The following is a 25024-nucleotide window of genomic DNA, read 5'->3' on the forward strand; positions in this document are numbered from 1 at the left end:
GTCTCGCCAGCTAGTATTCAATAAGGTTCAGATTTTGCGAGGCTCTGTTGTGCGCATTTTTATTTCCTCCCTTTTTATCCTCCTTCTTTCCGGCCAATCCCTGGCCAGCCAACTGGAACCCTTCAAGGCAACCTATACTGCACGCTTTAACGGCATTAGTGTGACAGCCACCCGACAGCTCACTGGGCAGGAAGGTAATTGGCGTCTGGATTTCAGCACCCACGCCCTCTTTGCCAGCATTAAAGAATACTCTCGCTTTACCGATCGGGATGGCAACATTACCCCCCACCACTATGAGTATCGCAGGAAAGGGCTCGGCCGCGATCGCGGCACCATCCTCAACTTCGAGCCCGACAAGGGTATGGTGCTCAATATATCCAAGCCCGAGCGCGACATGCAGGATGTACCCCCCCATATCCTGGATAAACTCAGTTACCAAATGCAACTGGCGCTCGATGTCGCCGCAGGCAAAGAAAATCTCCAATACGAAATTGCTGATGGCAAGAAGATACGCAAGTACACCTTTGCCCGGGAAGGAAGCGAAATCCTGCAAACGCCAATGGGAAAGGTAGAGACAATAAAGGTGCGCAGGGTAAGAGATGCGAACTCCGAAAGAGAGACAACCGTCTGGATTGCTCCCCAGTGGAACTACGCCTTAGTCAAGCTGGTTCAACGTGAGGAAAATGGCAAAAGATATCAAATCACTTTGAAAAAGCTGTCTATCAGCGGGAAAAGTGTCGGTGCAGGCCAATAACCTACCCTATTCAAGGAAGGCAAAAAAAAATATCCACATTTGATGGATTTTTGCCTTTTTTCTCTTTATAAAGTGATTCCTTTCCCTTGCACGGGCAATTCCTTATTGCCTACCCTGTTTAAAGTAAGGGATGTGCTACGGAAATCGAAGGCATCTATATAAATCTAATGGCCTTCGTTCCATATCTCAGCATTTTCAATGCTACTTATGGTTTTCAGTAATCAGCAGACTTAGAGATGGGCTCTCATGAATAAAAAATACCTGCGACACGCAGTTTTAGCCGCAGCAATCGGCTCCGTTTCCCAAGGCGCCATGGCCGCGGGTTTTTACCTACAGGAAACCAGCGCATCCGGCCTCGGCCGCGCCTTCGCTGCCGAAAATACCATCGGTGACAACGCCTCCATCCTCGCCCGCAATCCGGCGGGCTCTGCACTGTTCGATACCTACACTTTGACCGGTGGTATTACTTACGTTGATCCGGGCATTGATGTGTCTGGTGATGTTACTTATTTTCTCCCGGTAGATGTTGGCCCCGATGGCATCATTTACGCCACATCTACCGTTGAAGCCAATGCCAGTGACTATGCCACCAGTGCATTTATCCCTAATGGCTATCTAGCTGCCCCCATTAATGACGAATGGTCCTGGGGCTTGGCCATGTATACCGACTTTGGCCTGGAAACCGACTTCCCCGACAGCTTCCCAGCCACCACTATCGCCAACCAGACCGAGCTGCTGACCTTAAATATTCAGCCGTCCATCGCTTACGATATCAACGACAGATTCAGTATTGGCGCATCTATCAACTTTCTCTATGCCGACGCAAAATTAATATCCAGCTTCCCCAATGATTTCGTTCTTGGTGAAACAATAGAGCAATTCACAGGGGTTAACCCCGAAGGCGCCAGCATTCTAAAAGTTGAGGGGGACGGCTGGGATGTGAGCTGGAGCGTTGGTGCCATATGGAAGATTGATGATAACACCCGCGCAGGCATTTCCTACCATGCCATCTACGACCCCAAACTGAAGGGTGACGTGAATTCGGATGTCACTCCTGCCGGCGCTCCATTTGACGATGCCAGCGGCAACCTGACTCTGAATTTGCCCGACACCCTTGAGCTGGGTCTGTACCACCGTTTTGAAAATAACTGGGCTATCGCCTTCGGCTATATGTGGACTCACTGGAGCCGCTTTGAGCGTCTCGAAGCCTTTATTCCTTCTGGCGGGGAAGGGTTCAACCCCCTTCTAATTAAAGAGGAGAACTTTCAGGACGGTTCACGCTATAGCTTAGCCGGCGAATACTTCTATAACGATAGAGTTACCGTACGATTCGGCTATGCCTATGATGAAGGCGCGGCCCGTGACGGCTTTAATCTCCACGAAGAAGAGAAAATTAAAGAAGAGACCGGCCTGGACCTGCCTGTCACCTGGCGCACCCTCTCCATTCCCGACACCGATCGTCAGTGGCTAACCCTAGGTGGAACCTATAAGCACAATGACCGACTGAGTGTTGATGCCAGTCTCGCCTATATCTGGGGTGATGATGAGCTGATTCAAGAAGTCAGTAATTTAGACGGATTTGTTACTTTCTACGACGGCGGCACCACAAAAACCCAGGCCTGGCTATTCAGTGCTGGCGTAAACTACAGCTTCTAATAGCATTCGCATTTCCTGGGAACCAAAGGCTCTACTACAGTAGGGCCTTTTTTTATTTGCCCACCCTTTTACTTCCACCAAATAGCAACCTAACCACCTCTCTTCCAAACACTACCTCCAGAGCATTCACCCAAAAAAACCAAACGACAATTCAAGTGCCCCCCCCTAGCCCCGCCTAACGTAAACCAATAAAACTTTCGCATATCAATCGATTTATTCTCGAAACTTTATCATTTAGATGAGCCGCAATTAAAAATCCAATCTATCTCAAAAGAATGATCGGAAGAGACTGAACCATTAATTACTCCTCACCACCGCGCACCAACACCAACACGATTAACATAAAAAACCTCCCCCAGAGAAACTCACCCTCACCAAAAGAGGGATAACCCAAATAATCGAACCCCGATCTTTGTTGGTAATTGGCAGCATCAAATAAGCCATACGATAAAATCGGTCACAGCCCTCAAAACAACAGACCCGATTAATAACAAGCCCAACCACACGAGCACCGCCATGAAGTTATCAATAATACTCCTCCTATGTATAGCAAGCCTGGATTCAATAGCATTAACCATGGGAGAAGCCATCAATATCGCGGGACGTCAACGTATGCTATCCCAGCGAATTACACAGGCCTATATTCTCAATGGCATGCAGCCTGAGGCACCGCGACACAGGAGAGTGCTGATGCGGTCAATACAAGAGTTCGAGTCAAACAATAAAAAACTGAGTGCATTTCACCAAGCAAAAAAATCCGCCACCAACTAAAAAAAGCACAAACTGAATGGCGATCATTTAGGGAGATAAGCCGACAACCCGCCAGCAAAGAAAATGCCACCAAACTATTTCAACGCAGTAACACACTCCTCTTAGAGGCACATACTTACGTCATTCAGTTGCAGCAACTTGCCAAACATAGCTCTGCCGAGTTAATCAATATCGCGGGCCGGCAGCGTATGCTCTCTCAACGCATCGCCAAGAACTACGCTGCTAAACTCTGGAAGATTTCTCCCGAAGATGCTGAAAACCGACTGCAACTAGATCTCTCCGAGTACTCCAGCCGCCTAAACCAACTACTGGACAGCCCACTCAACACTATCGAAATCACCCGCAACCTACGCAAGGCAAAAGATCATCTGAAATACGCCCGCCGAGGCCTTGAAGGAAAGATGAAAATATCCGAAAAACGCCAGATACAAGTAACCACCGGCACTACTGATCTGATGCTACGCAATATGAATATCATTACCGAGCAGTACACAGACCTGTTGAATTCACGGGAACACTTATGAAAACGGATGTTGAATTTGGGCCCAGCACAGAAGACATTTTGGAAGGACTGTCAACGCCTGACTTTAAGGCACTAAACCAACAGGCAAACAACGAAACCATCAAGCGTATGAAGCAAGCTGTTCCGATATTGATCGGAACTGGCAAGGCACAAGATCATATACCCGGCATGCATAAAAACCTGATTCTCCACGCCGGTCCACCAATCACTTGGCAGCGGGCATCGGGTCCTTTAAAAGGCGCCATTATTGCCGGCCTGATCTATGAAGGCCTGGCAAAAAATAAGAGCGAAGCCGAAGAAGTCATGGCAAAAGGGGAAGTGGTCTTAGCGCCCTGCCATGACCACAATGCGGTAGGACCAATGGCAGGCATTATCACCTCTTCAATGTCGGTTTACATTGTTGAAGACCAGTTTTCAGGCCACCGATCTTACTCCAACCTCAGCGATGATCGCGGCGACTACAGGGGTAGCTCCATTCGCTTTGGCGTCTATGACCAAGAAGCGATCGACTACCTCCACTGGATTGAGGATGTTATCGCCCCAGCACTTGACCAGGCAATTCGCGATGAAAATGGAATTGATTTTCTGCCAATTATTGGTAGAAGCTTACTTATGGGGGACGACTGCCATGTCATGAATAATGCGGCCACCCTTATATTTTCCAGAATTTTACTCCCGGGAATCATTAGGAACAGCAAACAAAAGAAAGAAACCGTACAGATCGCGACTCAAATCTATCAGGATGAATCCTTTCCATTAAACCCTATTATGGCTACCTGCAAAGCCGTAGCCGATGCAGGTAGCGGAATTCCCCACAGCAGTATTATTACTGCAATGGCCCGCAACGGCACAGAATTCGGCATTAAGGTATCGGGGCTGGGTGATACTTGGTTCACCGGCCTGGCTGGCGTGGCCCGCGGTATTTTAATGCCGGGAATTACTCCGGCGGATGTTAATCGGGATATGGGGGACAGTGCGATCACCGAGACAATGGGACTTGGTGGCACCATCAAATCTATCTCAGGGTCCTACCAAGACTCCATTAACAATATCTTGAAGACTTATAATATCACTCACTCGGAGAGCGATTTATTTCTCATTCCAGGAATCGATGATCGAGGATCACCCCTAGGATATGATCTGTTAAAAATTATTAAAGCAGACACAACCCCAACCATTAATTCCGGCCTAGCGCAAAAGCATATGAACCGCTATCAAGCTGGCATTGGATCTCTGCATCCGCCCATGGAGGCCTTCCTAAAAGCGGCTGTTCATTTCCTCGAAGTAGAAAAGAACCAACCCCCGTCAAAGCAACCTTGAGGACTTTTGATGGGCAATAAAAAAGGGGAATTAAATGAATCCCCCTTTTTAAATCAAGCTTAAATCAGAGCCCAAAATTTACCCGGCTACCAGCCACACTGGCGCCCCTGGTTTTGCTCTTCCAGATAGGCCATCAGAGGCTGGAAGTAATCGATAATCGCCGAAGCATCCAGATCACGCTGCCCCGTCAAGGCTTCCATCGCATCCGGCCAGGGCTTGCTGGCCCCCATCGCTAACATGGTGCGCAGCTTCTTGCCCGCCTCAGCATTTTGGTAGATAGAGCAGCGATGCAGGGGTCCAGTCTCACCGGCGGCCTCGCAAAGCGCTCGGTGGAACTGGAACTGCTGAATACGCGCCAGGAAGTAACGGGCATAGGGAGTATTGCCAGGAATATGGTACTTGGCGCCCGGATCAAAGTCCGCCTCGGTACGCTCTACTGGAGCCGCGATGCCCTGGTACTCCTCGCGCAACTTCCACCAGGCTTTGTTGTAATCGGCAGGCTGTACCTCACCGTTAAATACCTGCCAGCGCCACTTATCCACCAACAAACCAAAAGGAAGGAAGGCGATCTTATCCAGCGCCTGCTGCATCAGATAGCCAATATCCTTACTTTCATCGGGTACCTCATCCATCAAACCGATTTCCTTGAGGTATTTCGGCGTAATAGACAGCGCAATAGTATCGCCTACCGCTTCATGGAAGCCATCATTGGCACCCTCCTTATAAAGGAAGGGCTGATCCTTGTAGATGCGCTGGTAAAAATTGTGCCCCAACTCATGGTGAATGGTGACTAGGTCTTCGCCCGTTTTGTTAATACACATCTTGATGCGAATGTCATCCTGACCATCCATATTCCATGCGCTGGCGTGACAGACCACATCGCGATCGCGAGGCTGGGTAAACTGGGAGCGTTCCCAGAAGGTTTTTGGCAGTGACTCAAAACCCAGGGAGGTAAAGAATTTTTCCCCCACTTTGACCATATCCTGCTCACTCATGCCGGAATCAACCACCAGCTGAGTCAGGTCATAGGGCGCCTGCATATCCTTATCTTTAACCAGGTCATACACATTTCCCCATTCCTGTGCCCACATGTTGCCGAGCAGGTGCGCAGGGATTTTGCCCTGGGCGGGTGCCACTTCATCGCCGTAGTGCTCATTCAATTTAGCCCGTACATGGCAGTGCAGAGCCTCATACAGAGGCTTTACCTTGCCCCACTGAGCATCCATATCGGCAGCAAAGGCATCCGGCTCCATATCGTACTTAGAGCGCCAAAAAACGCTTAGATTGTCGTAACCCAGCTCTTCTGTACCCGCATTACCGATCTCGACCTGACGCTCATACAGTGGCTTCATAGGGGGGGAGATTTTGCGCCAGCCCACCCATAAATCCTTCAGCAGTTCCGGGTTGCGATTGGTCGCCATCATCCGACCCATTTCGGTCAGGGTGTAGCACTTCTCTGCACCCTCTTCCTCACGGCAGTATTTGCCGGCCCCATACATACCCTGCATCTTCGAACCGATCTGTGCCAACTCTGTGGTCAGTGCGGGATCTTTCGGCGCGGGGAATACCAAGCCCTGTTTTAACAGGGTCAGCTTGCGGCGGGTATCCGGGTCCAATTCCAGGCCATTAAACTTGGCGGCTTCCGAAGCGAGCTCCACAGCCATAGTCGTATAGCGCTCAGAGGCCAGCGCCTCTACATACTGTGAGTCAAGATTGATATAGGTGGATGCCAACCAGGCTGCGTGGCTCATTTCCTGAGCCATCTTTTCCAGGCGGGTCTGAGCATTATCGAGAAATGCCTGAGCATCCTCAGCAGTCAGCGGACCCTGCTTGGCCGCAGCACTTTCTGCGCTGGCCTGCGCCACACCGATAGATTTTGACGACTGCTGATCGCTGTCACAGGCAGACAGGGCTACCGTAGCCGCAATGGCAAGAGCAACTTTCTTCATCTTCCCCTCAGATTTCATTATTAGATCTTCAACTGTCGCCGTTTATAGCATAAGCCAGCGGCTACCAGCGACGGTAGACAAAGAAGTTAAGCGTAGATCGACACAAAATCCCCTGTATTGGGACTTTTATGGGGAAAAGTACGGTGTGCTCGGGAGATACAACTCAGCGGGGGCAACTAAAGCCGAGCCGACGCTGCGCAATACACAGTGTAAAAAAGAGGGAAAAGTAGTCGAGGAAAGGCGTAAATGGAGGCAGCCCAACCAGCACACCCTCGGCACATGATACCACTGCTACCGTTGCTCCCTTCCGGGCCTGGCGGAGTTCACAGCTGCTCATTGCGAGGGGACCGGAAGGGCCGCCACAACGATCTTCGGTGCATCCGAAGAGGGCGCGATTATAGAGGGTTAAAGGCGCGAGTTCCAGCCCTATTAACAGGTTATAATAGACGACTACTACTTTACCCCCATCTAAAGAGTTACCCATGCACCTGTTTGTCGATAATTTGACCAATGTTGATTTCAGCTACCTGGACCACCAACGCGGCTTGGTAGGCGAAACCTGGCTGGCGAATGCCGTACTCGATGGCGCGCTCGATAGCCAGGGCATGGTGTGCGACTTTGGCATCGTTAAAAAAACATTGCGCCACTGGCTGGATGATCAGCTCGATCACCGCCTATTGGTGCCTACCCTCGCACCAGGGCTGACATTAACCCACCAAGATGGAAAAATTTCTCTCAGCTGGACGCTTTCCAGCGGAGAACAAATTTCCGTATCCGGCCCGGATCAGGCCTTCGCATTGGTTGAGAGTGACGCGATTACCGCCGAAAATGTCGCGGTCTGGAGCGTGCAACAACTGGCCAACTCATTTCCCACCAGTGTTGAACAGTTAAGCCTGACTTTTGTAGACGAGAACATCGAGGATGCCTTTTACCACTACAGCCACGGCCTCAAGAAACACCAAGGCAACTGCCAGCGTATTGCCCACGGCCACCGCTCACGTATCCAAATTTTCGTTGCCGGCGAGCGCAATAAACACTTAGAGCAAGACTGGGCGCAACGCTGGAAAGATATCTATCTGGGCACCCGTGAAGATCTGTGCAAAGACGCCGGTGGAAGCGAACACCGCTTGCGCTTTGCCTATCGCGCTCAACAGGGGGCGTTCACCCTGGAGTTACCCGCAAACGCTTGTGAAATTGTCGATTGCGATACCACCGTTGAACAATTGGCCCAATATATCGCCCACTCCCTCGCAGAGAGACATCCGGGTAAAGAGATTAGGGTGCATGCCTATGAAGGTGTGGGAAAGGGCGCCATTGCCACAGCCCAGCTGTAAACTCGGCCTCGTTGCCCTCGCAATAACAATTTTCCTTCTTTACAAGAGCCCCGACTGTGAACCTAATTGTGTTACATGAAACGGACTTTATCCGTCCCGGCATCGTCCGTCTCACAGGGCGCAGACTGGAACATATTAGTAAAGTGCACCGGGCCGAGCCCGGTCAGCACTTGCGTGTAGGCTTAATAGACGGAGATATCGGTCTTGGGGAAATTACCGATCTTAGCGATCAGTATGTAGAACTCCGAGTAGAGTTCACCCAAAGCCCACCCCCGCCCCCGCCGGTTACCTTAATCCTAGCCTTGCCACGCCCTAAAATGCTCAAGCGCATCATCCAGCATGTCACCGCTCTCGGAGTAAAAAGGCTGGTACTGATCAATAGCTACCGTGTGGAAAAATCCTATTGGCAAACGCCGTGGCTGGACGAGGGAAAACTCCTCGAGCAGTGTTTACTGGGGCTCGAACAGGCCGTTGACACAAAAATGCCGCAAATTATCTTGCGTAAACGCTTCAAACCATTTGTTGAAGATGAGCTGCCTGAGCTCGCCAAGAATTCACTCAAATTGGTTGCCCATCCAGTTGGAGGCGAGGCCTGTCCAGTCGATCTCGGCGAGAGCTGCACTCTGGTCATCGGCCCCGAGGGCGGCTTTATTCCCTACGAAGTGGAAAAACTCAAAGAGATCGGTTTCAATTCTGTACACTTGGGACCTCGTATTCTGAGGGTCGAAACAGCATTACCTGTGTTGGTAAGCCGGCTTTTCCCCGCCCACTAGACGAGTGAGGTGAGCCATGTATTACAAACTATTAATACCTATCACCTCACCCCTTCATAAAAGTCGGGCAATCATGCTTTCTTTACCACAGCCAAGTCTTGCCGCACACAATAATGAGACTTTTGCACACTTTATTCACCAAGATTTCATCATTCTGTCATAAATAAGACATATTTTGCGGCCTCGTTTTACTTTCCTAGGGTCGAGCTTTTATGTACCTGTTTTTTCAACGATTGTGCCGTCCGCTAATTCTGCTTTTTGCTTGCGTACAGATCCCCGTAGCCTTAGCAAGCCTCCCCGCTTTTCCCGCAAGCACGAACGGTAAATTATTTAGCCTGCACGGCTCCAATACTATCGGAGCCCAGCTAGCCCCCAATCTGGTTCGTGACTACCTAAGCGCAAAAGGTGTCACCAACATCCGTATTAAGCCACTCAGCACGCTCAATGAAATCCGCGTACATGGAAATATTGGTAAGCGCGCTGTATTTGTCGATATTGCCGCACACGGTTCCAGTACAGGGTTTAAGGGGCTCGAAAAGGCACAGGCAGAGATCGCCATGGCCTCCCGCCCCATTAGAAACAAGGAATTTACAGCCCTCGGAAAGCTGGGTGATATGCGTAGCAGAAATGCCGAGCATGTTATCGCCATCGATGGATTGGCAATTATCGTGCATCCAAGCAACCCCTTAAGTCAGCTGACCCTGCAACAGATCGGTGCTGTTTTTTCCGGAAAAATAACCGATTGGTCAGAGCTCGGAGAAGGCAATGGTCGTATAAACGTCTATGCCCGTGACAACCAATCCGGCACCTGGGATACTTTTAAAAGCTTGGTACTTGGCAATCACTACTCACTGACCAGCAGCGCCAAGCGCTTTGAATCAAACGATCAACTCTCCGATATCGTTGCCATGGATTCCAACAGTATTGGCTTTGTCGGACTAGCCTCTATTCGTCAAGCAAAAGCGATCGCGGTTTCCGATGAAAATACACTGCCGCAGGCACCAGAACACTTAACCATCGCAACGGAAGATTATCCCCTGTCCCGCCGCTTATTTTTATATACCCCGGCGTATTCCAACCAACCAATAGCAGTAGAATTTTTGCGCTTTGTACAAAGCGAAGCAGGACAACAACAGGTGAAATCAACTGGGTTTGTCGCACAAACACCAACCAGTGCGAAACCCGAAGGAACGCGCGAGGGCCCGAGTGAATATCTAGAGCTCACTCGAAATGCCGAGCGCCTGAGCATCAACTTTCGCTTTTCCGCGGGCAGCGCCTCTCTGGACAATAAAGCCCAACAGGATATCCAACGGCTGGCAAGCTATATGAAAAAGCCCCTGCAGCAAGGGCGGAAATTATTACTGATCGGATTTGGCGATGAAAAAGTTAGCCCAGAGCGCTCGGTAGTTCTCTCCAAACTTCGGGCGGCTACCGTGCGTTCTGCCCTGCGCGATTACAAAATTAACACCGCACCCGTTCAAGGTTTTGGGGCCTACCTGCCGATTGCCTCAAATAGCTCCAGCGCTAAAATAAGAAATCGCCGGGTAGAGGTCTGGTTACTTTGATCTTTAAGGACTAACCACATTCAGGAAAGTAGAGACGCTCCTAGCAGGGCGCCACGTTTTCTTTTACAAGGAGATCCATCGGGGTCTTCTTTTTTCACCAGATAAGCTCGTAATAACGGGAAGGGAAACCTAGAAAATAATTCTTAGTCCTCTTGCTAATCTCAGCTGTGCGTAAAATGAAAAAAGAGGGAAATACAACAATAAAAAAGCCGCGTAGAAACGCGGCCACAATGATGGCAAAAGCCATCAGGTCTCACAGAGAGGAACGCCACAGAGCGTTCCGGGGAAAATTCCCATTAAAACAAGCGCATTATCGCTGTCTTATGCAAACTGCGGCTGCCGTGCAACCGCAAATCCTTACGCTATAGCGCCTTCAGCCTCTGCCATCTTTTGCAGAGCCAGTTTGGGGTCGATGAACTCATAACCCAACACATCGGCAACAGCTTTATAAGTCACCATACCCGCGTGGACGTTCAGACCTTCCAGCAAATTGGCATCATCCAGCAACGCCTTCTTGGCGCCTTTGTTTGCCAGAGCGACAGCATAAGGCAAGGTCGCATTGTTCAGTGCCATAGTTGAAGTGCGCGCAACACCGCCTGGCATGTTCGCCACACAGTAGTGCACGACACCATCAACAACGTAAGTGGGCTCCTGGTGCGTAGTGGCCTTGGAGGTTTCAAAACAACCTCCCTGGTCAATCGCCACATCTACGACCACAGCACCTTTCTTCATGCGGCTGATAATATCGCGCGACAACAGCTTCGGAGCTGCAGCACCAGGAATCAGTACCGCACCGACAACCAGATCGGCTTCCAGCGCGTGTTTTTCGATGGCATCGTTAGTGGAGTACTCAGTGCGCACAGCACCGCCGAAGATATCATCCAGCTGACGCAGACGCGGCAGAGAGCGGTCCAGGATGGTCACATCAGCTCCCATGCCCAACGCCATCTTGGCCGCATTGGTACCAACTACACCACCGCCAATAATCAACACTTTGGCAGGCGCCACTCCGGGTACGCCGCCTAACAGCACGCCGAGTCCACCCTGGGCTTTTTCCAGATGGTGCGCACCGCACTGCACAGACATGCGGCCGGCAACTTCAGACATCGGCGCCAGCAGCGGCAGACCGCCAAAACGGTCAGTCACTGTTTCGTAAGCAATACAGGTAGCCCCAGATTTAACCAACAATTCGGTTTGTTTGGGGTCTGGAGCCAGATGCAGGTAGGTGTAAAGCACTTGGCCAGGACGCAGCATTTCACATTCGTGGGGCTGCGGCTCTTTTACCTTGACGATCATGTCAGCGCTGGCAAATATCTCTTCCGGCGTATCGATAATCTTGGCCCCGGCCTGCTCGTACATGTCATCGGTAAAGCCGATAGCAGTACCGCCATCCTTTTGAACGATCACCTGATGACCATAGCCAACCAGTTCGCGAACACTCGACGGCGTCAGGCCAATACGATACTCGTGGTTTTTGATCTCTTTCGGGACGCCAATCAACATTTTTTGCTCCTTAATCTCTGTGTCTGGCTCGGTCTTTGCCATACGGCTAAAGCTACGCCTAATTTCTATGTTTTCCCCAGTATAGAGCCAGCTATAGAGTGGATTTCTATAAGATTTTTTATCAAACTAGTGGAATCGACTATTAACTGTAGTGATAAGTGTATTTTTTGAGCTGATCGCCTACGGAGGAAACAGAGCCATGCGCAAACGCGCCGAAGAACTCAATACGGTAGACCGCAATATCTTGCGTGTTCTGCAGAAAAATGGCCGCACCAGCTATGCGGAGCTGGCCCGGCAAGTAGGGTTAACGGCCACGCCCTGTGTGGAGCGGGTGAAGCGGCTGGAGAATGATGGCGTTATCCAAGGCTACACCGCCCTCATCAACCCGGAATTCCTCGATGCGGCGCTGGTGGTATTTGTTCAGATCCGCCTGAACCGCTCCGCCCAAGATGCCTTCGAAGAGTTTCGCAATGCCGTGGCGGCGCTGCCGGAGGTACAGGAATGCTATTTGGTCTCCGGTAACTTCGATTATCTAATCAAAGCCCGGGTAGCCGATATGAGTGCCTACAGAAAGTTTTACGGAGAAACTTTACTAACCCTGCCGGAAGTGCAGGAGTGCACCAGCTATGTGGTGATGGAAGAGGTCAAGGAGACCTTGGAGGTACCGGTGCACTACAACCGCTGAGCTCAGACCGGCAAGGCCGGGGCGACAAGCCTGCCGCCCCTTTGCGGACCTAGCCAACAAACCCACTCAGTACTGAATCCCCATCTTGCGATAAATAAAGCCTATTACCCACGCCGGACCAATCAATAAGAATTGGACATCCTTAAAGAAGGAGGGCTTCTTCCCTTCGATATGGTGACCGATAAACTGGAAGATCCACATCACCACGAACAACCCAAGTGCAGTCTGCCACACCGGTAGCCCCAGTCGCTCCACCACAGACCAGGCCCACAGGCAGACCACCGTCAAGGCAGTCATTCCAAGGCCAATGGGAAAAGACAGGGCAAAATAGAACAACATCACCGGCACCGTAATTATCACGGCCCAATTTAACCAGGGGATTTCAGCCATAAACTGTGGCTGCGGAATGGCCCACAAGAGGCCGGCAACGGTGGCGTATATCACCGGCACCGCAATCCAATGAATGGATTTATTGACGGGGTTTTGGTGGCTCTCTCCGTATTCAGCAAACCACTGCTCGGCACTGCGCATGACAATCTCCTTTTCTTATTTTTTATTGCCAGAGCGCTCATCATCCTCAACACCCGCCGCGCAATCAATGGCCGAAAGTATCAGGCAGGGGCACAAAGTGCTCAGCTAACGCCGTACATAAGCGCCCAATTGAGAGTGATAGAGTTCAGCCATATGCGCATCGGAGCAGCAAAATACAATGCTTTTTGGTTCACCTTCTCTCTCCAGATGCTGCTGCACCTGTTCCACGGCAATCTCTACCGCCAATTCGGGTGGGTAATCGTAGACGCCACAGCTGATTGCTGGAAAAGCGATGGAGTGCATACTCTCACGCCGCGCTAAGGCGAGGCACTGGCGGTAACAGCTGGATAGCAATTCCGGCTCACCCAGGCGACCACCTCGCCAGACGGGGCCTACCGTATGGTAAATACGTTTAACCGGTATTGAGAAGGCGCTGGTTGCGCGGACCTCGCCCACAGGGCAACTGCCAATACCGCGGCAGACCTCCTCAAGGCTCGGACCCGCAGCACGGTGAATGGCTCTGTCCACACCACCGCCGCCCAGTAGGTGTGCATTGGCGGCATTGACGATAACATCGACGGTTAATCGCGTGATATCACCGAGATGAACTTTGATCACTCAGTATCTCCAACCGCTATTGGAATAATCGCTGCGGATGGAAATCCTTTTCACCTCACAACAGTCGCACCCACGTAAGGCGCGCCCTTCGCGCATCCGACGAACGACCAGCCCCATCGATCTAGGAGCCTATTGCCCCCGGGCTCATCCCAGCAGTTTTTTATGCTGCGAGGCCACGGCTTCCGGGCATTTTGTCAGCGCACTAACTATGACGATAGCAGCTGCAGAGAAAATAAAGCCTGGCAGCAGTTCATAGGTATCAAAGACGCCCCCGGAGAGCTGCTCCCAAACGACCACGGTGACTCCGCCCACAATCACGCCTGCGATAGCACCGCTACCCGTCATTCGGGACCAGTAGAGACTTATCAGCAGCGTCGGCCCGAAGGCCGCGCCCAGCCCCGCCCAGGCGTAACCCACCACATCCAGTACTTGAGAATCCTGATCCATAGCGACCCATACGGCGATCAGCGACAGCGCCACCACCGCCCAGCGCCCCACTTTGACCATGGCCTCCGGGCTGGTCTTGCGCCCGAACCAAACGTGATAAATGTCTTCCGCTAATGCCGCGGAGGACACCAGCAGCTGGGAGTCTGCCGTACTCATAATGGCGGAGAGGATCGCAGCCAGAAGCACACCGGCAACAATTGGGTGGAACAGAACCTGGACCAGCTCCATAAAGACGGTTTCGCCGTCGGCCAGGCCCTGCTGAATTTGCAAATGGGCAAAGAGGCCCACGGCCATAGCACCAAGAAAACCGATCAAGGACCATACCGCTGCGACGGCCGCCGCTGCCGGAACATCGTCCGGGCTGCGCACCGCCATAAAACGCGCCAGGATATGGGGCTGGCCAAAATAACCGAGCCCCCAGGCCAGAGAACTGAAAATGGCCACCAGGCCGAGCGCCTGCCCACTACTGTCCCTCAGCCAGTGAGTTAACTGCGGCATTTCTGCCTGCAACCGGGCCCAACTGGTGGAAAAACCGCCCTGGTCGGTGATGACGACTAACGGCACAGCAACAAGGGCCGCACTCATCAGCAACCCCTGAAAAACATCGGTCCAGGACACTGCCAGGAAGCCACCAAACAGCGTGTAAGAAATCACGGCAACGGCGCCGACAATCACTGCCCAGCGGTAATCCCAACCAAAAACTGTTTCGAACAACTTACCGCCGGCAATCAAGCCCGATGCGACATAGAAGAGAAAGAACAGCAGGATAAACACCGCGCACAAAGTACGCAGGTAGGGGTGCCCCATCTTGAAACGACGATCCAGATAGGCCGGTACCGTCAGGGAGTCATCCAATTCATAGGTATAGATCCGCAAGCGGCGGCCCATCGTTACCCAGCTCAATACGATACCGGAGAAAAGCCCTATGGCGATCCAGCCTGCGGACAAGCCCGCTGCATACGCGGCGCCGGGCAACCCCAACAGCAGCCAGCCGCTCATATCTGAAGCGCCGGCCGACAATGCTGCAACAGCTGGCGGCAGCGAGCGCCCGCCGAGGAAGTAGTCACTGGCATTCTTAGTGCGCATATACGCGTAAACACCAATCACCAGTATCAGAGCCAGATAGGCAACAAAAGTTAAGGCAATGAGCCACTGTGCGGGCATGGGAATTCCTTCTGCTCAAAACGGAGCGGTGCCGGGAAAGGATAATTTTTGCGACACCTTGCTCGCTTTTTGAGCGAAATGCGCTACCGAACCGGAGCCACTTGAAAAATAGTTATGTTTATTGCGCGTAAATCTACTTAACGGCTGGCGCCAACTCAATCCGCAAACTAAATATTCAGGACAACCACAGAAAAAAGACAACACTATGGGCATCTGTCTGGACGAACTGCGCCTCCAGGTTATCCGTCCCACCCTCAAGCACTTGAGAGCCTGGAGTCAGGGTATGGAAAACCTATTGCTGGGCACTGCCGCACAGGAATCACAGCTGGGATTCCACCTCAAGCAGGGAAGGCGCCACGGGCTGGGGATCTATCAAATCCAGCCCCATACCCACCGGGAAATCTGGGACAACTACCTGATTGACCACCCCGCACTGGCCTCCAAAATTCGGGGGCTCGCCAGCCAGCGGGATTTCCTCGATCACCCCCATAGCGAACTGACCACCAACCTGCGCTACGCCACGGCCATTGCCTGGCTGGTCTACCGCTCCGCGGAGGTACACAAGATTCCCGAGCCGGAAACCAATGATGTGGCGAAAATGGCACGACTGTGGCATCAGCACTTCCACCACGGGCCCAGCGCCACAACGCAGGACTTTGAGTGCAGTTACGCCCAATTAGTGAGCGGTGCTGACCCTACAAATTCCGCGCCTCGATATACTGGGGCACAGCCTCCTGGGCATCTTCCGGCTCCCACGAATTCACCTGGCGCTGAATTAAATGGTCAGGGCGCTCGGCAGCCGACGGCGTAGAGCGATCCAGTTCCAAACTTTCAAAGTCATACAGATCCCTGTCGGCCAGTTGCGACGGGGATACTCGTGTTAATGCGGCGAAGATATTTTCGCTGCGCCCTGGAAATTTCTTATCCCACTCCCGCAACATCTGCTTTATCGCCTGACGCTGAAGGTTTTCCTGGCTGCCGCACAGGTTGCAGGGAATGATCGGGAACGCCTTGAACTGCGCATAGCGGGCAATATCTTCCTCGCGGCAATAGGCCAGCGGGCGAATCACGATATTGCGCCCGTCATCGGCACGCAATTTAGGCGGCATCGCCTTTAGGCGGCCTCCATAAAACATGTTCAGGAACAAGGTCTCGACGATATCGTCCTTATGGTGCCCCAGCGCAACTTTGGTGGCCCCAATTTCTTCGGCGAAACCATAGAGGGTGCCACGGCGCAAGCGTGAACACAGGCTACAAGTGGTCTTGCCCTCAGGCACCACTTCCTGCACCACCGAATAGGTGTCTTTCTCCACGATATGGTGGGGCACCCCCAGGGAGCGCAGATACTCCGGCAGGATATGCTCCGGGAAGCCCGGCTGCTTCTGATCCATATTGACCGCCACTAGCTCAAAATTCACCGGTGCGGTTTTTTGCAGGTTTAGCAGGATATCCAGCATGGCGTAGGAATCTTTACCGCCGGACAGGCAGACCATAATCTTATCGCCCTCCTCAATCATATTGAAGTCGGCGATGGCGCGGCCCACATGGCGGCGCAGGCGTTTCTGCAGTTTATTGAATTCGAGTCGCTCGCGACGATTTTCCACTTCGGACATGGTGTCTCTCTAACTAATTCGGTTCCAGTGACCGGGCCTCGGGGTCACAGCCATCGCCAATCAGTGCAGGGCGTGGCTTTCATACTTCTTGGGGGCGCGATTGTACGCATTTCGATCACGGAGTACACGATTCCCCCTTCGACTTTTCCGCTAACAAAAATTCGACACAAGGCCACACATGCTCCAGCAAGGCCGGCTGAGCCTTGGCGGTGGGATGGATGCCATCCGCTTGCATGGCGCCATCTTGAAGGGCTACGGTTTCCAGGAAGAAGGGTACCAGCCCCACCTGTTCGGACTTCGCCACTTTGGGATAGACGGCGGCAAACGCATTGGTATAGGCCCGACCATAATTGGGGGGGATGCGCATACCGAACAACAGCACCTCGGCACCAGAGTTCTTCGCCAGTTGGACCATTGCCATCAGGTTCCGCTGCAAAGATTGCGGCGGATACCCTCGCAGGCCGTCGTTACCCCCCAATTCCACTATCAACCAGCGGGGGTTGTGCTCCTGAATCAGCCTCGGCAGTCGAGTGAGACCACCTGAGGTAGTCTCACCGCTGATACTGGCGTTGATTACCCGAACCTCACGCCCCTTTTCCCGCAAGCGCTCTCGCAAAAGTTCTACCCAGCCATGCTCCTCATCAATACCGTAGGCCGCACTGATACTGTCACCCAACACCAGCAGAGTTTCCGCAGCACTGGCCGAAGATACCCCGGAGGGGACAAACAGCAGTAACACCAAGCCAAATTGAATCAGCAGCTGCCGAAAAAAGGCTGTCGTCATGTCATACTCTCCAAAAAATTCGCGCATCCGCATAGGGAACACAGTATGTCCGCCATTCTCACGGCAGAAAACCTGTATCACAGAGTCTCCACCAGCGAAGGGCCATTGACCCTATTAAACAATATCTCCCTGCAACTAGCGCGTGGGGAAAGCCTCGCGGTAACCGGAGCCTCGGGTTCCGGCAAATCCACCCTACTCGGTCTATTAGCCGGATTGGACAAGCCCAGTGAGGGTAAAATCTGGCTGGCCGGCGAAGAGATCACCGCTATGGACGAGGAAGAGCGCGCAGCGGTGCGCGCCCGCTGTGTGGGGTTTGTATTCCAGACTTTCCAGCTGCTACCCGGCCTCACCGCACAAGAGAATGTCATGCTGCCCAGTGAGTTGCGCGGCGAGCGCGGTGCGGCCAAACGCGCTGAGGCGTTCCTGGCCAAGGTAGGGCTGGAACACCGCCTGGGTCACTACCCACGTCAACTCTCCGGCGGAGAGCAACAGCGGGTCGCCATTGCCCGGGCCTTCGCCAGTTTCAGTGGCGACGATGCCATTCTCTTTGCCGACGAACCCACCGGCAGCCTCGATGCCGGCAATGGCGCCAAAGTTATCGATCTGTTGTTCAAGCTCAACGCCGAGTCCAATACCACCCTGGTATTGGTGACCCACGAACAACGCTTGGCCGAGCGCTGCGCTACGCACTTGCGCATGTCCGCGGGCGCGGTGGAATCCTACGAGTCCCCTACTGGCGATGACAACCTGTCGGAGGTATCCGCCTGATGCTGCCACTGCGACTGCTTCTCAGAGACTGGCGCGGTGGCGAGTTGGCGCTAATTGCCTCGGCCCTGGTTCTAGCCGTGACCTGTGTCACTGCGATCGCCCATTTCACCGACCGTCTTACCCGTGCCATGGAGCAGCAATCCCTCACCTTTCTGGCCGCAGAGCGGGTGCTGCGCAGCAGTAAGCCTGTGGATAGCGCATGGCTGGAGGAAGCCGACAAAAAGGGATTGGAACAGGGCCAGATAGTCCAGTTTTCATCCATGATCTCCGCCAACGACCAGTTCCAGTTTGTCTCAGTCAAAGCCGTCGACAAAGGCTATCCACTGGTGGGGCAACTGGAAATCAGCAAGTCCCAGGGAGGCCCAAGGGAAATTGCACCGCAAGGACCTCCCCCGGGAGAAGCCTGGGTGGAGTCCCGCCTTTTACCTTTGATGGGACTCCAGCTCGGCGATCCTATCGCCCTCGGCGACACCCAATTAAAAGTGACCGCCATACTGGAGCGGGAACCCGACCGGGGCACCAGCCTGTTTGATATGGGCGCGCGCCTGCTAGCCAATACCGCCGACCTGCCCGCCGCAGGTGTAATCCAGCCCGGCAGCCGAGTGCGCTACCGCTACTTGTTTGCCGGTGATGACCAAGTCCTGAAGGATTACTTTGACTGGCTCAAACCTCAATTGACTGAACACCAGCGGATCTTGGACCTGCGTGAAGGCCAGCCCCGGGTTGCCTCTGCCTTGGATAGAGCCGAGTCATTCCTGTTTCTCGCCGCCAGCCTGGCTGTACTGCTCGCCAGCGTCGCCGTCGGCCTGGCAGCCAGACGCTACGGATTGCGCCACGGCGCCTACGTAGCCGTAATGAAAAGCCTCGGCGCTGGGCGCAACAAAATCCTCGGTATCTACCTGGGGCAGCTGGCCGCCCTCACCCTGATTGCTACTGCTATCGGACTGGCACTGGGCACCTTTATCCAAAGCCAGGCGGTCAACCTGATGGAAGGGTTCTTCCCGGTACAACCCCCGGCCACCAGCTGGAGCCCACTGCTGATTGGACTCGCCACCGGCATCGCCTGCGCCCTGGGCTTCGCCCTGCCACCACTTTTCCGTTTGGCGCGTACAGACCCGATGCAAACCCTGCGGCACGACTGGAGTAACCCGGACAGACGCGAATGGCTTGGGCTGATTCTCGGCCCCAGCGCTATGCTGCTCCTAATCTGGTGGCTGTCCGGCAGTCTGCTCATGACGCTCGCCTTGTTTGTCGGCATGCTCCTGCTGGTAGCGGGAAGCGCCCTGGTTAACCGGCTCCTGGTGCGCGGCAAACTGGCATCCTTGGGCGGCGCCTGGCGTATTGCCCTGGGCAGCCTGCAACGCCGCGCCGCATTCAACACCCTATTGATTGCCGCTTTTGGCACCGGATTATTGGCCATGCTGGCCATGGTCTTTGCCCGCACCGCCCTGGTGGATGAATGGCGGATGCAATTGCCGGAAAAAGCCCCCAATCACTTCCTCCTGAATATCGCCCCTCACGATGTGCCAACCATGGAAAACATGCTGGCGCAGGGCGAGGTAAGCAGCACCGAGTTTTACCCCATGGTGCGCGGCCGTTTGGTGGCGATTAACGGCGTCTCCATTAAAGAGAAGAAAGATCGTCCCGGCGGCGTTCGCCGGGAATTGAACCTGAGCTACACCGATACCCTGGCACCGGACAACCGTATCTTGGAAGGCGAGTGGTGGGACAAGACCAGCGAAGGTGTTTCCGTAGAAGTGGAGCTGGCAGCCCAGCTGGAACTGTCACTGGGAGATCAATTGCGCTTTTCCATCGGTGGCCTCGAAGTAGAAGCCCCGGTAGCCAGCTTCCGCTCGCTGGACTGGAACAGCATGCGCCCCAACTTCTATATGATATTTGCACCGGGCACTATCGATAATTTCCCGGCTACCTATATCACCAGTTTTTACCTCCCACCGGAGGACAAGTTACTGGTCAACGACCTGGTTCGCGCCTTCCCCAGCGTCAGCGTGATAGAGCTGGATAAGATCATCCAGCGTATCCGCGACACCATTAACCAGGTGTCCTTTGCTATCGAATCGGTTATGGCGCTGATGCTGGTTGCCGGGGTCCTGGTATTAATCGCCGGGGTCCGCGCCAGTATCGCCGAGCGATTGCAGGAAGCGGCAATTATCCGCACACTGGGAGGCCGCAGGCGCTTGTTACTGAGAAGCCTGATGCTGGAATTTGGCCTACTGGGTTTTGCCGCCGGTTTGCTCGCGGCTATCGGTGCTGAAGCCACCTTGGCTGTGCTGTCTTATTGGGTCTTTGAACTCCCGGTAATATTGCACCCAGTCCTTTGGCTAACCGGACCACTCACCGGTGCAGTACTGGTTGGCACCGCCGGTACCATGGCCTGTTACAGCTCGATCAGCCAGCCCCCGCTCAGAGTACTGCGCGAACTGGCCTAACGGATGAATGTCGGCTCTTGAGAATAAAGATGTAGTTTTTATGGACCTGGATTTCGATCGCAAACATATTTGGCATCCCTACTCTTCCCTGATCGACCCGCCCCCGGTGTACCCGGTAGCGCGGGCCGAGGGGGTAAGACTTTACCTGGAAGACGGGCGCGGCCTGATCGACGGTATGTCCTCCTGGTGGAGTGCCCTGCACGGCTACAATGTGCCCGAGCTAAACCAAGCCATGCGCGATCAGATGGACAAAATGTCCCATGTGATGTTCGGGGGTTTAACGCACGAGCCCGCAATCGAGCTGTGCAAGAAATTAGTGGAAATCACTCCCACCGGCCTCAACAGGGTATTTCTGGCTGACTCCGGTTCAGTGTCTGTGGAAGTAGCCATCAAGATGGCCATTCAATACTGGCACTCCCAGGGAAAACCGCAAAAGAGCAAACTGCTCGCCCTGCGCAACGGTTATCACGGCGATACATTCGGAGCCATGGCCACCTGTGACCCGGTCACCGGAATGCATCACCTGTTTGCAGGACAGCTGAGCCAGCACCTGTTCGCCCCCGCTCCGCAGGTCCCCTTTGGCAATACCTGTAGTGACAGTGATATCGCCGAACTGCGCCAGCAAGTGGAAGAGAACCGCGATCAACTGGCCGCGATTATTTTAGAGCCGATCGTCCAGGGCGCTGGCGGCATGCGTTTTTATTCTGCCGATTATTTGCGCCGTGTACGCGAGCTCTGTGACGAGCACGACCTGCTATTAATCGCCGATGAAATCGCCACCGGCTTTGGCCGCAGCGGCAAGTTATTTGCCTGTGAACACGCCGATATCACCCCGGATATCCTCACACTGGGCAAAGCCCTCACCGGCGGCACCATGACCCTGGCCGCCACCCTTTGTACCGATAAACTGGCCGAAGGTATTTGCCAAGGGGAAGCCGGTGTCTTTATGCACGGCCCCACATTTATGGGTAACCCCCTGGCTTGTGCCGTGGCCGATGCCAGTATTCAACTGCTACTCAGCGGACCCTGGCAGGAACGAGTAACCGCAATCGAGCAACAGCTGAGCGAACAGCTAGCCCCATTAAAATCCGCACCGGGTGTCGCCGATGTTCGAGCCCTTGGCGCGATTGGCGTGGTGGAAATGCGCAGGCCGGTATCTACCGCCAAAGTGCAGGAAGCTCTAATCGAACGCGGCGTTTGGCTGCGCCCCTTCGGCAAACTGGTCTACGCCATGCCGCCCTATGTGATTACTAAAGAAGACCTCAGCCAATTAACCTCGGCAATGGTTGAGGTACTGGGGGAGATTTCCTAGCTTCCGTACCCATTAATTTGTGAAGCCGGTCTCAATATCCCGAACTAACCGGCTCCTCCTGTAAATAACCTTCTCTTTGCTACGGCAAATAGAGGGTTAACAGATCATTTCCATAAACGGGGGCCGCCTCTTCCCGGCTAAAGACCTCCGTTAGCCCCTCCCGCATGCATCCCTCCCACATTCAATTCTCTTAATCTTTACCAATTTCGATCAGCTTGATCGCAATTTTTGCGACAAATGTTTTGAGCACCTAAAAATTCCTGTATCATGAATGTTAATGATAGTTATCCTCATTTACGATAGCGATCAAAGTAGTCAAAATGATCACTGATAAATGTTAGGCATTCACCTCGCCCGATCAATGCCTTATCAATCCTTAAAGTTTGGGCGTTAGAGAGGAAAGATGAGAACTTTAATTGCATTACTTTTTGCTGTTACTTTTGCTACCACTGCTCAAGCTAGCCCTACATCAGACGAGAAGCCTATCCAGCACCTCAAAGTAGCGGATGTTACTTCTATGAAGGATGCCAAGAAGATTTTCATTGAGAAAACAGCAGAAATTAAGAGCAAGCAAAAGCTAAATCCTGCTGAACTACACGAGCTTCATGTCATCACGTACACCCTCGAAAAAAGTGTTGAGTATTTCGCTGAGAACCTGAAGGGTGAAAGACAAGAGCTTGCAAAAGAAATTGCCGTTGTTGTGGAAAACATCCACATTAACTCCGAAAACAACCGCCCAGAAAAAACCCGCAAGGATCTGAATCACTACTTTAAATTAGCAGACAAATTTGCTGCTGGATTCAAGCATCACTAATACAGATCACTCCCGAGCTTAACCTGTGGCTCTATCTGCAGCGAAAGGCTCGACTGAAAGCGCTAACTATCAGTAGTTAGCGCTTTCCTAGCAACACCACCCGTTCATGGCTACACACCACAATCCCAATCAGATTCTCAACGATTTCCACTGCCCATATTTCCTTCCCTTTTGATCCGCCTATAAATCTCCTCGCGGTGTACGGGCAGGGATTTTGGAGCAAGTATTCCTACCTTTACCTGATTGCCCTTAACTTCCAATACGGTGATTGAGACATTCGCTCCAATCCGTAAGTTTTCACCTGTGCGGCGCTTTAAGATCAACATATTTATTTCCTACTGATACTCAAACCATGGATAGACCTTCCACAAAGGGAAAGTTTGGATAGAAATGTTTTGAGTAACTGCGAGGTGGTGCGCGAGAACGGTAGGCATAGAAAAAGAAAAGGCAGACGCAACGCCCCCAGGGCTTGGAGAATCTCTCCAAGCCACTGATCGTGCTCCACTTTATTGAAGACGAGCGGGTTTCTAGCGTACTATGCATATAGCCATCTTGATAGGTATCGTATCAATTTGGTTAGCTGGCCCCAGGTGTTCCAGCACCTTGGGTCAGCGCCTTTTACTATTTCTTACTTCACGCTACCGTTCTCCTTTGAATGGATGGTTTTTAGAGAATTCTTGGGTTCTTGATTCTCTTGGCTCTCTTAAATCGAGCTGCTTTGATTGTTGCCTTTAGATAGCTTCTTAATCGCGGCCAAACTACCAATAAATATCTATCGATTTTACGTGGCTTTGACACTAAAACAATCCTAATAAAATCTAATAAGATTATTTTTGTGCCTATATTTTTTTGTTGCCCACGCATTGAAAATTTCGGTTGCATATAAAAATGGCCGTTTAGATTAATATACCCACCGCTCCCATACTGGAGTTCAGACAACAATAGATCATCAATGCTTCGGCTTAATACGTACTCCATATATCTACAGAAAAGATCTCTCCATAGAGCAAAGTAACTTGCAGACTTTTAGGATATTACCGCGAGATTTAGGAGTCTCTGAACAACCCAGTGATGCCTCTACCTACAGAGTGGTTTCAATAAGAGCGCAGCTTCACAGGAATGACTAGACCTTAGAAGAAGTCGCAACACGGTGCATAAATCGTTATGGAAGCCCTCAGGCCAATCCTTGAAGGCCACATCTGCTGCGTTGCAACGCTTGCAAAGGACTACGTCCATTCGCGGCGAACTGCACCTAACATCTTTAGCCTTCAAGATCCGCAGAGATATTACAGAGTGATTCAGAGGAACCCTGAATACCTTAACCACTCCCCAACTAATACCAGCCTGTAAAAGTTAGCGAGTGCTAGCTTAGGGGTTTACGATCGTATTGACCGTGATATTGGAGAAAAAAGCAACCCCAAAAACAATCATAAAATCAATGGATTACGGACTAGCGTTAAAATTGGAATAGTAGTCAAAGTAATCGTTTTCCCAGTTTGTACGGACGTATCAGGGTGCTTTAAGTCTATGGTTTTAAATAAAAATTTAGGCTTTGGCGTAGAAATTGATTCTGTGATAACAATCAGGATAATAGTGGTCAGAATGATTACTATATAGCTGTTCTGTGCGTTTCACGCTGTAGTTCATTCCAAGCAGTCTACCCAAAGATTACTCAACGCCCGTTGTTGAT

General features: G+C 52.4%; 22 protein-coding genes and 1 other RNA gene. 14 read left to right on the top strand and 9 right to left on the bottom strand.

Going from position 1 to position 25024, the window contains the following annotated elements:
- Positions 1–49 precede the first annotated feature (49 nt).
- From Q1A69_RS07590 to Q1A69_RS07610, 5 genes are all read left to right on the top strand, one after another.
- Complete coding sequence (locus tag Q1A69_RS07590; protein WP_299583500.1) at positions 50–754, top strand: DUF3108 domain-containing protein; 705 nt, start codon at positions 50–52, stop codon at positions 752–754.
- Positions 755–1000: 246 nt separating this feature from the next.
- Positions 1001–2410, top strand: coding sequence for an outer membrane protein transport protein (locus tag Q1A69_RS07595; protein WP_299583503.1), 1410 nt, complete (start codon positions 1001–1003; stop codon positions 2408–2410).
- 612 nt (positions 2411–3022) lie between these two features.
- Positions 3023–3181 carry a hypothetical protein gene (locus Q1A69_RS07600; protein WP_299583732.1) on the top strand — a complete coding sequence of 53 codons (159 nt, stop codon included), beginning with the start codon at positions 3023–3025 and terminating at the stop codon, positions 3179–3181.
- Between the two features lie 128 nt (positions 3182–3309).
- Positions 3310–3705, top strand: coding sequence for a type IV pili methyl-accepting chemotaxis transducer N-terminal domain-containing protein (locus Q1A69_RS07605; RefSeq protein WP_299583506.1), 396 nt, complete (start codon positions 3310–3312; stop codon positions 3703–3705).
- Positions 3702–5024, top strand: coding sequence for a DUF1116 domain-containing protein (locus Q1A69_RS07610; RefSeq protein WP_299583509.1), 1323 nt, complete (start codon positions 3702–3704; stop codon positions 5022–5024). The genes Q1A69_RS07605 and Q1A69_RS07610 overlap by 4 nt, the downstream gene beginning before the upstream one ends.
- Before the next feature lie 86 nt (positions 5025–5110).
- On the opposite strand, the gene Q1A69_RS07615 is transcribed toward Q1A69_RS07610, so the two are convergent.
- Both Q1A69_RS07615 and ffs read right to left on the bottom strand, forming a co-directional pair.
- A complete protein-coding gene (locus tag Q1A69_RS07615) occupies positions 5111–6973 on the bottom strand; it encodes a M2 family metallopeptidase (protein ID WP_299583512.1) in 1863 nt (620 codons plus the stop codon).
- A gap of 256 nt (positions 6974–7229) precedes the next feature.
- An RNA gene (gene ffs / locus Q1A69_RS07620) (signal recognition particle sRNA small type) lies at positions 7230–7326 on the bottom strand.
- Between the two features lie 129 nt (positions 7327–7455).
- Between ffs and Q1A69_RS07625 the strand changes: the two genes are divergently transcribed.
- From Q1A69_RS07625 to Q1A69_RS07635, 3 genes are all read left to right on the top strand, one after another.
- On the top strand, positions 7456–8307 hold the full coding sequence (locus Q1A69_RS07625; RefSeq protein WP_299583514.1) for a 6-carboxytetrahydropterin synthase: 852 nt from the start codon (positions 7456–7458) through the stop codon (positions 8305–8307).
- A gap of 56 nt (positions 8308–8363) precedes the next feature.
- Positions 8364–9080 (top strand): 16S rRNA (uracil(1498)-N(3))-methyltransferase, encoded by a 717-nt coding sequence (locus Q1A69_RS07630; RefSeq protein WP_299583517.1) that lies wholly within the window; start codon positions 8364–8366, stop codon positions 9078–9080.
- A gap of 212 nt (positions 9081–9292) precedes the next feature.
- Positions 9293–10645, top strand: a complete 1353-nt coding sequence (locus Q1A69_RS07635) for a phosphate ABC transporter substrate-binding/OmpA family protein (RefSeq protein WP_299583520.1) — start codon at positions 9293–9295, stop codon at positions 10643–10645.
- Positions 10646–11002: 357 nt separating this feature from the next.
- On the opposite strand, the gene ald is transcribed toward Q1A69_RS07635, so the two are convergent.
- Complete coding sequence (ald, locus tag Q1A69_RS07640) at positions 11003–12148, bottom strand: alanine dehydrogenase (protein WP_299583523.1); 1146 nt, start codon at positions 12146–12148, stop codon at positions 11003–11005.
- Positions 12149–12347: 199 nt separating this feature from the next.
- On the opposite strand from ald, the gene Q1A69_RS07645 reads away from it, so the two are divergent.
- Positions 12348–12833: an Lrp/AsnC ligand binding domain-containing protein gene (locus tag Q1A69_RS07645; protein WP_020411656.1), complete on the top strand. Its 486-nt coding sequence runs from the start codon at positions 12348–12350 to the stop codon at positions 12831–12833.
- Positions 12834–12899: 66 nt separating this feature from the next.
- On the opposite strand, the gene Q1A69_RS07650 is transcribed toward Q1A69_RS07645, so the two are convergent.
- The 3 genes from Q1A69_RS07650 to putP all read right to left on the bottom strand — a co-directional run bounded on the left by Q1A69_RS07650 (position 12900) and on the right by putP (position 15593).
- Entirely contained in the window at positions 12900–13364 is a 465-nt protein-coding gene (locus Q1A69_RS07650) for an Mpo1-like protein (protein WP_299583526.1), read from the bottom strand.
- A 105-nt stretch (positions 13365–13469) separates the two neighbouring features.
- On the bottom strand, positions 13470–13982 hold the full coding sequence (locus tag Q1A69_RS07655) for a macro domain-containing protein (RefSeq protein WP_299583529.1): 513 nt from the start codon (positions 13980–13982) through the stop codon (positions 13470–13472).
- A gap of 144 nt (positions 13983–14126) precedes the next feature.
- Positions 14127–15593: a sodium/proline symporter PutP gene (putP, locus tag Q1A69_RS07660; RefSeq protein WP_299583532.1), complete on the bottom strand. Its 1467-nt coding sequence runs from the start codon at positions 15591–15593 to the stop codon at positions 14127–14129.
- A 121-nt stretch (positions 15594–15714) separates the two neighbouring features.
- On the opposite strand from putP, the gene Q1A69_RS07665 reads away from it, so the two are divergent.
- Positions 15715–16404 carry a hypothetical protein gene (locus Q1A69_RS07665; RefSeq protein ID WP_299583535.1) on the top strand — a complete coding sequence of 230 codons (690 nt, stop codon included), beginning with the start codon at positions 15715–15717 and terminating at the stop codon, positions 16402–16404.
- On the opposite strand, the gene ttcA is transcribed toward Q1A69_RS07665, so the two are convergent.
- Together ttcA and Q1A69_RS07675 are read right to left on the bottom strand one after the other, a co-directional pair.
- Positions 16289–17206 carry a tRNA 2-thiocytidine(32) synthetase TtcA gene (ttcA, locus tag Q1A69_RS07670; RefSeq protein ID WP_299583537.1) on the bottom strand — a complete coding sequence of 306 codons (918 nt, stop codon included), beginning with the start codon at positions 17204–17206 and terminating at the stop codon, positions 16289–16291. The two genes, Q1A69_RS07665 and ttcA, sit on opposite strands and share 116 nt — an antisense overlap.
- A 115-nt stretch (positions 17207–17321) precedes the next feature.
- Positions 17322–17990, bottom strand: coding sequence for an arylesterase (locus Q1A69_RS07675; protein WP_299583539.1), 669 nt, complete (start codon positions 17988–17990; stop codon positions 17322–17324).
- Between the two features lie 45 nt (positions 17991–18035).
- Between Q1A69_RS07675 and Q1A69_RS07680 the strand changes: the two genes are divergently transcribed.
- From Q1A69_RS07680 to Q1A69_RS07695, 4 genes are all read left to right on the top strand, one after another.
- Positions 18036–18758 carry an ABC transporter ATP-binding protein gene (locus tag Q1A69_RS07680; protein ID WP_299583542.1) on the top strand — a complete coding sequence of 241 codons (723 nt, stop codon included), beginning with the start codon at positions 18036–18038 and terminating at the stop codon, positions 18756–18758.
- Positions 18758–21208, top strand: a complete 2451-nt coding sequence (locus Q1A69_RS07685) for an FtsX-like permease family protein (protein ID WP_299583545.1) — start codon at positions 18758–18760, stop codon at positions 21206–21208. The genes Q1A69_RS07680 and Q1A69_RS07685 overlap by 1 nt, the downstream gene beginning before the upstream one ends.
- A 7-nt stretch (positions 21209–21215) precedes the next feature.
- Positions 21216–22520 (top strand): adenosylmethionine--8-amino-7-oxononanoate transaminase, encoded by a 1305-nt coding sequence (bioA, locus tag Q1A69_RS07690; RefSeq protein WP_299583548.1) that lies wholly within the window; start codon positions 21216–21218, stop codon positions 22518–22520.
- A 403-nt stretch (positions 22521–22923) separates the two neighbouring features.
- Positions 22924–23334: a DUF6746 family protein gene (locus Q1A69_RS07695; protein ID WP_299583551.1), complete on the top strand. Its 411-nt coding sequence runs from the start codon at positions 22924–22926 to the stop codon at positions 23332–23334.
- Positions 23335–23471: 137 nt separating this feature from the next.
- On the opposite strand, the gene csrA is transcribed toward Q1A69_RS07695, so the two are convergent.
- Positions 23472–23660, bottom strand: a complete 189-nt coding sequence (gene csrA / locus Q1A69_RS07700) for a carbon storage regulator CsrA (RefSeq protein ID WP_299583554.1) — start codon at positions 23658–23660, stop codon at positions 23472–23474.
- Between the last annotated feature and the right edge of the window lie 1364 nt (positions 23661–25024).

The sequence above is a fragment of the uncultured Microbulbifer sp. genome, from assembly GCF_947498635.1.
Lineage (GTDB): Bacteria > Pseudomonadota > Gammaproteobacteria > Pseudomonadales > Cellvibrionaceae > Microbulbifer > Microbulbifer echini.

Coding starts and splice junctions, on each gene's coding strand:
- Q1A69_RS07595 (WP_299583503.1), top strand. CDS start 1,001: ATGAATAAAAAATACCTGCGACACGCAGTTTTAGCCGCAGCAATCGGC.
- Q1A69_RS07600 (WP_299583732.1), top strand. CDS start 3,023: ATGCTATCCCAGCGAATTACACAGGCCTATATTCTCAATGGCATGCAG.
- Q1A69_RS07610 (WP_299583509.1), top strand. CDS start 3,702: ATGAAAACGGATGTTGAATTTGGGCCCAGCACAGAAGACATTTTGGAA.
- Q1A69_RS07615 (WP_299583512.1), bottom strand. CDS start 6,973: ATGAAGAAAGTTGCTCTTGCCATTGCGGCTACGGTAGCCCTGTCTGCC.
- Q1A69_RS07625 (WP_299583514.1), top strand. CDS start 7,456: ATGCACCTGTTTGTCGATAATTTGACCAATGTTGATTTCAGCTACCTG.
- Q1A69_RS07635 (WP_299583520.1), top strand. CDS start 9,293: ATGTACCTGTTTTTTCAACGATTGTGCCGTCCGCTAATTCTGCTTTTT.
- ald (WP_299583523.1), bottom strand. CDS start 12,148: ATGTTGATTGGCGTCCCGAAAGAGATCAAAAACCACGAGTATCGTATT.
- Q1A69_RS07645 (WP_020411656.1), top strand. CDS start 12,348: ATGCGCAAACGCGCCGAAGAACTCAATACGGTAGACCGCAATATCTTG.
- Q1A69_RS07650 (WP_299583526.1), bottom strand. CDS start 13,364: ATGCGCAGTGCCGAGCAGTGGTTTGCTGAATACGGAGAGAGCCACCAA.
- putP (WP_299583532.1), bottom strand. CDS start 15,593: ATGCCCGCACAGTGGCTCATTGCCTTAACTTTTGTTGCCTATCTGGCT.
- ttcA (WP_299583537.1), bottom strand. CDS start 17,206: ATGTCCGAAGTGGAAAATCGTCGCGAGCGACTCGAATTCAATAAACTG.
- Q1A69_RS07675 (WP_299583539.1), bottom strand. CDS start 17,990: ATGACGACAGCCTTTTTTCGGCAGCTGCTGATTCAATTTGGCTTGGTG.
- Q1A69_RS07680 (WP_299583542.1), top strand. CDS start 18,036: ATGTCCGCCATTCTCACGGCAGAAAACCTGTATCACAGAGTCTCCACC.
- Q1A69_RS07685 (WP_299583545.1), top strand. CDS start 18,758: ATGCTGCCACTGCGACTGCTTCTCAGAGACTGGCGCGGTGGCGAGTTG.
- bioA (WP_299583548.1), top strand. CDS start 21,216: ATGTCGGCTCTTGAGAATAAAGATGTAGTTTTTATGGACCTGGATTTC.
- Q1A69_RS07695 (WP_299583551.1), top strand. CDS start 22,924: ATGAGAACTTTAATTGCATTACTTTTTGCTGTTACTTTTGCTACCACT.
- csrA (WP_299583554.1), bottom strand. CDS start 23,660: ATGTTGATCTTAAAGCGCCGCACAGGTGAAAACTTACGGATTGGAGCG.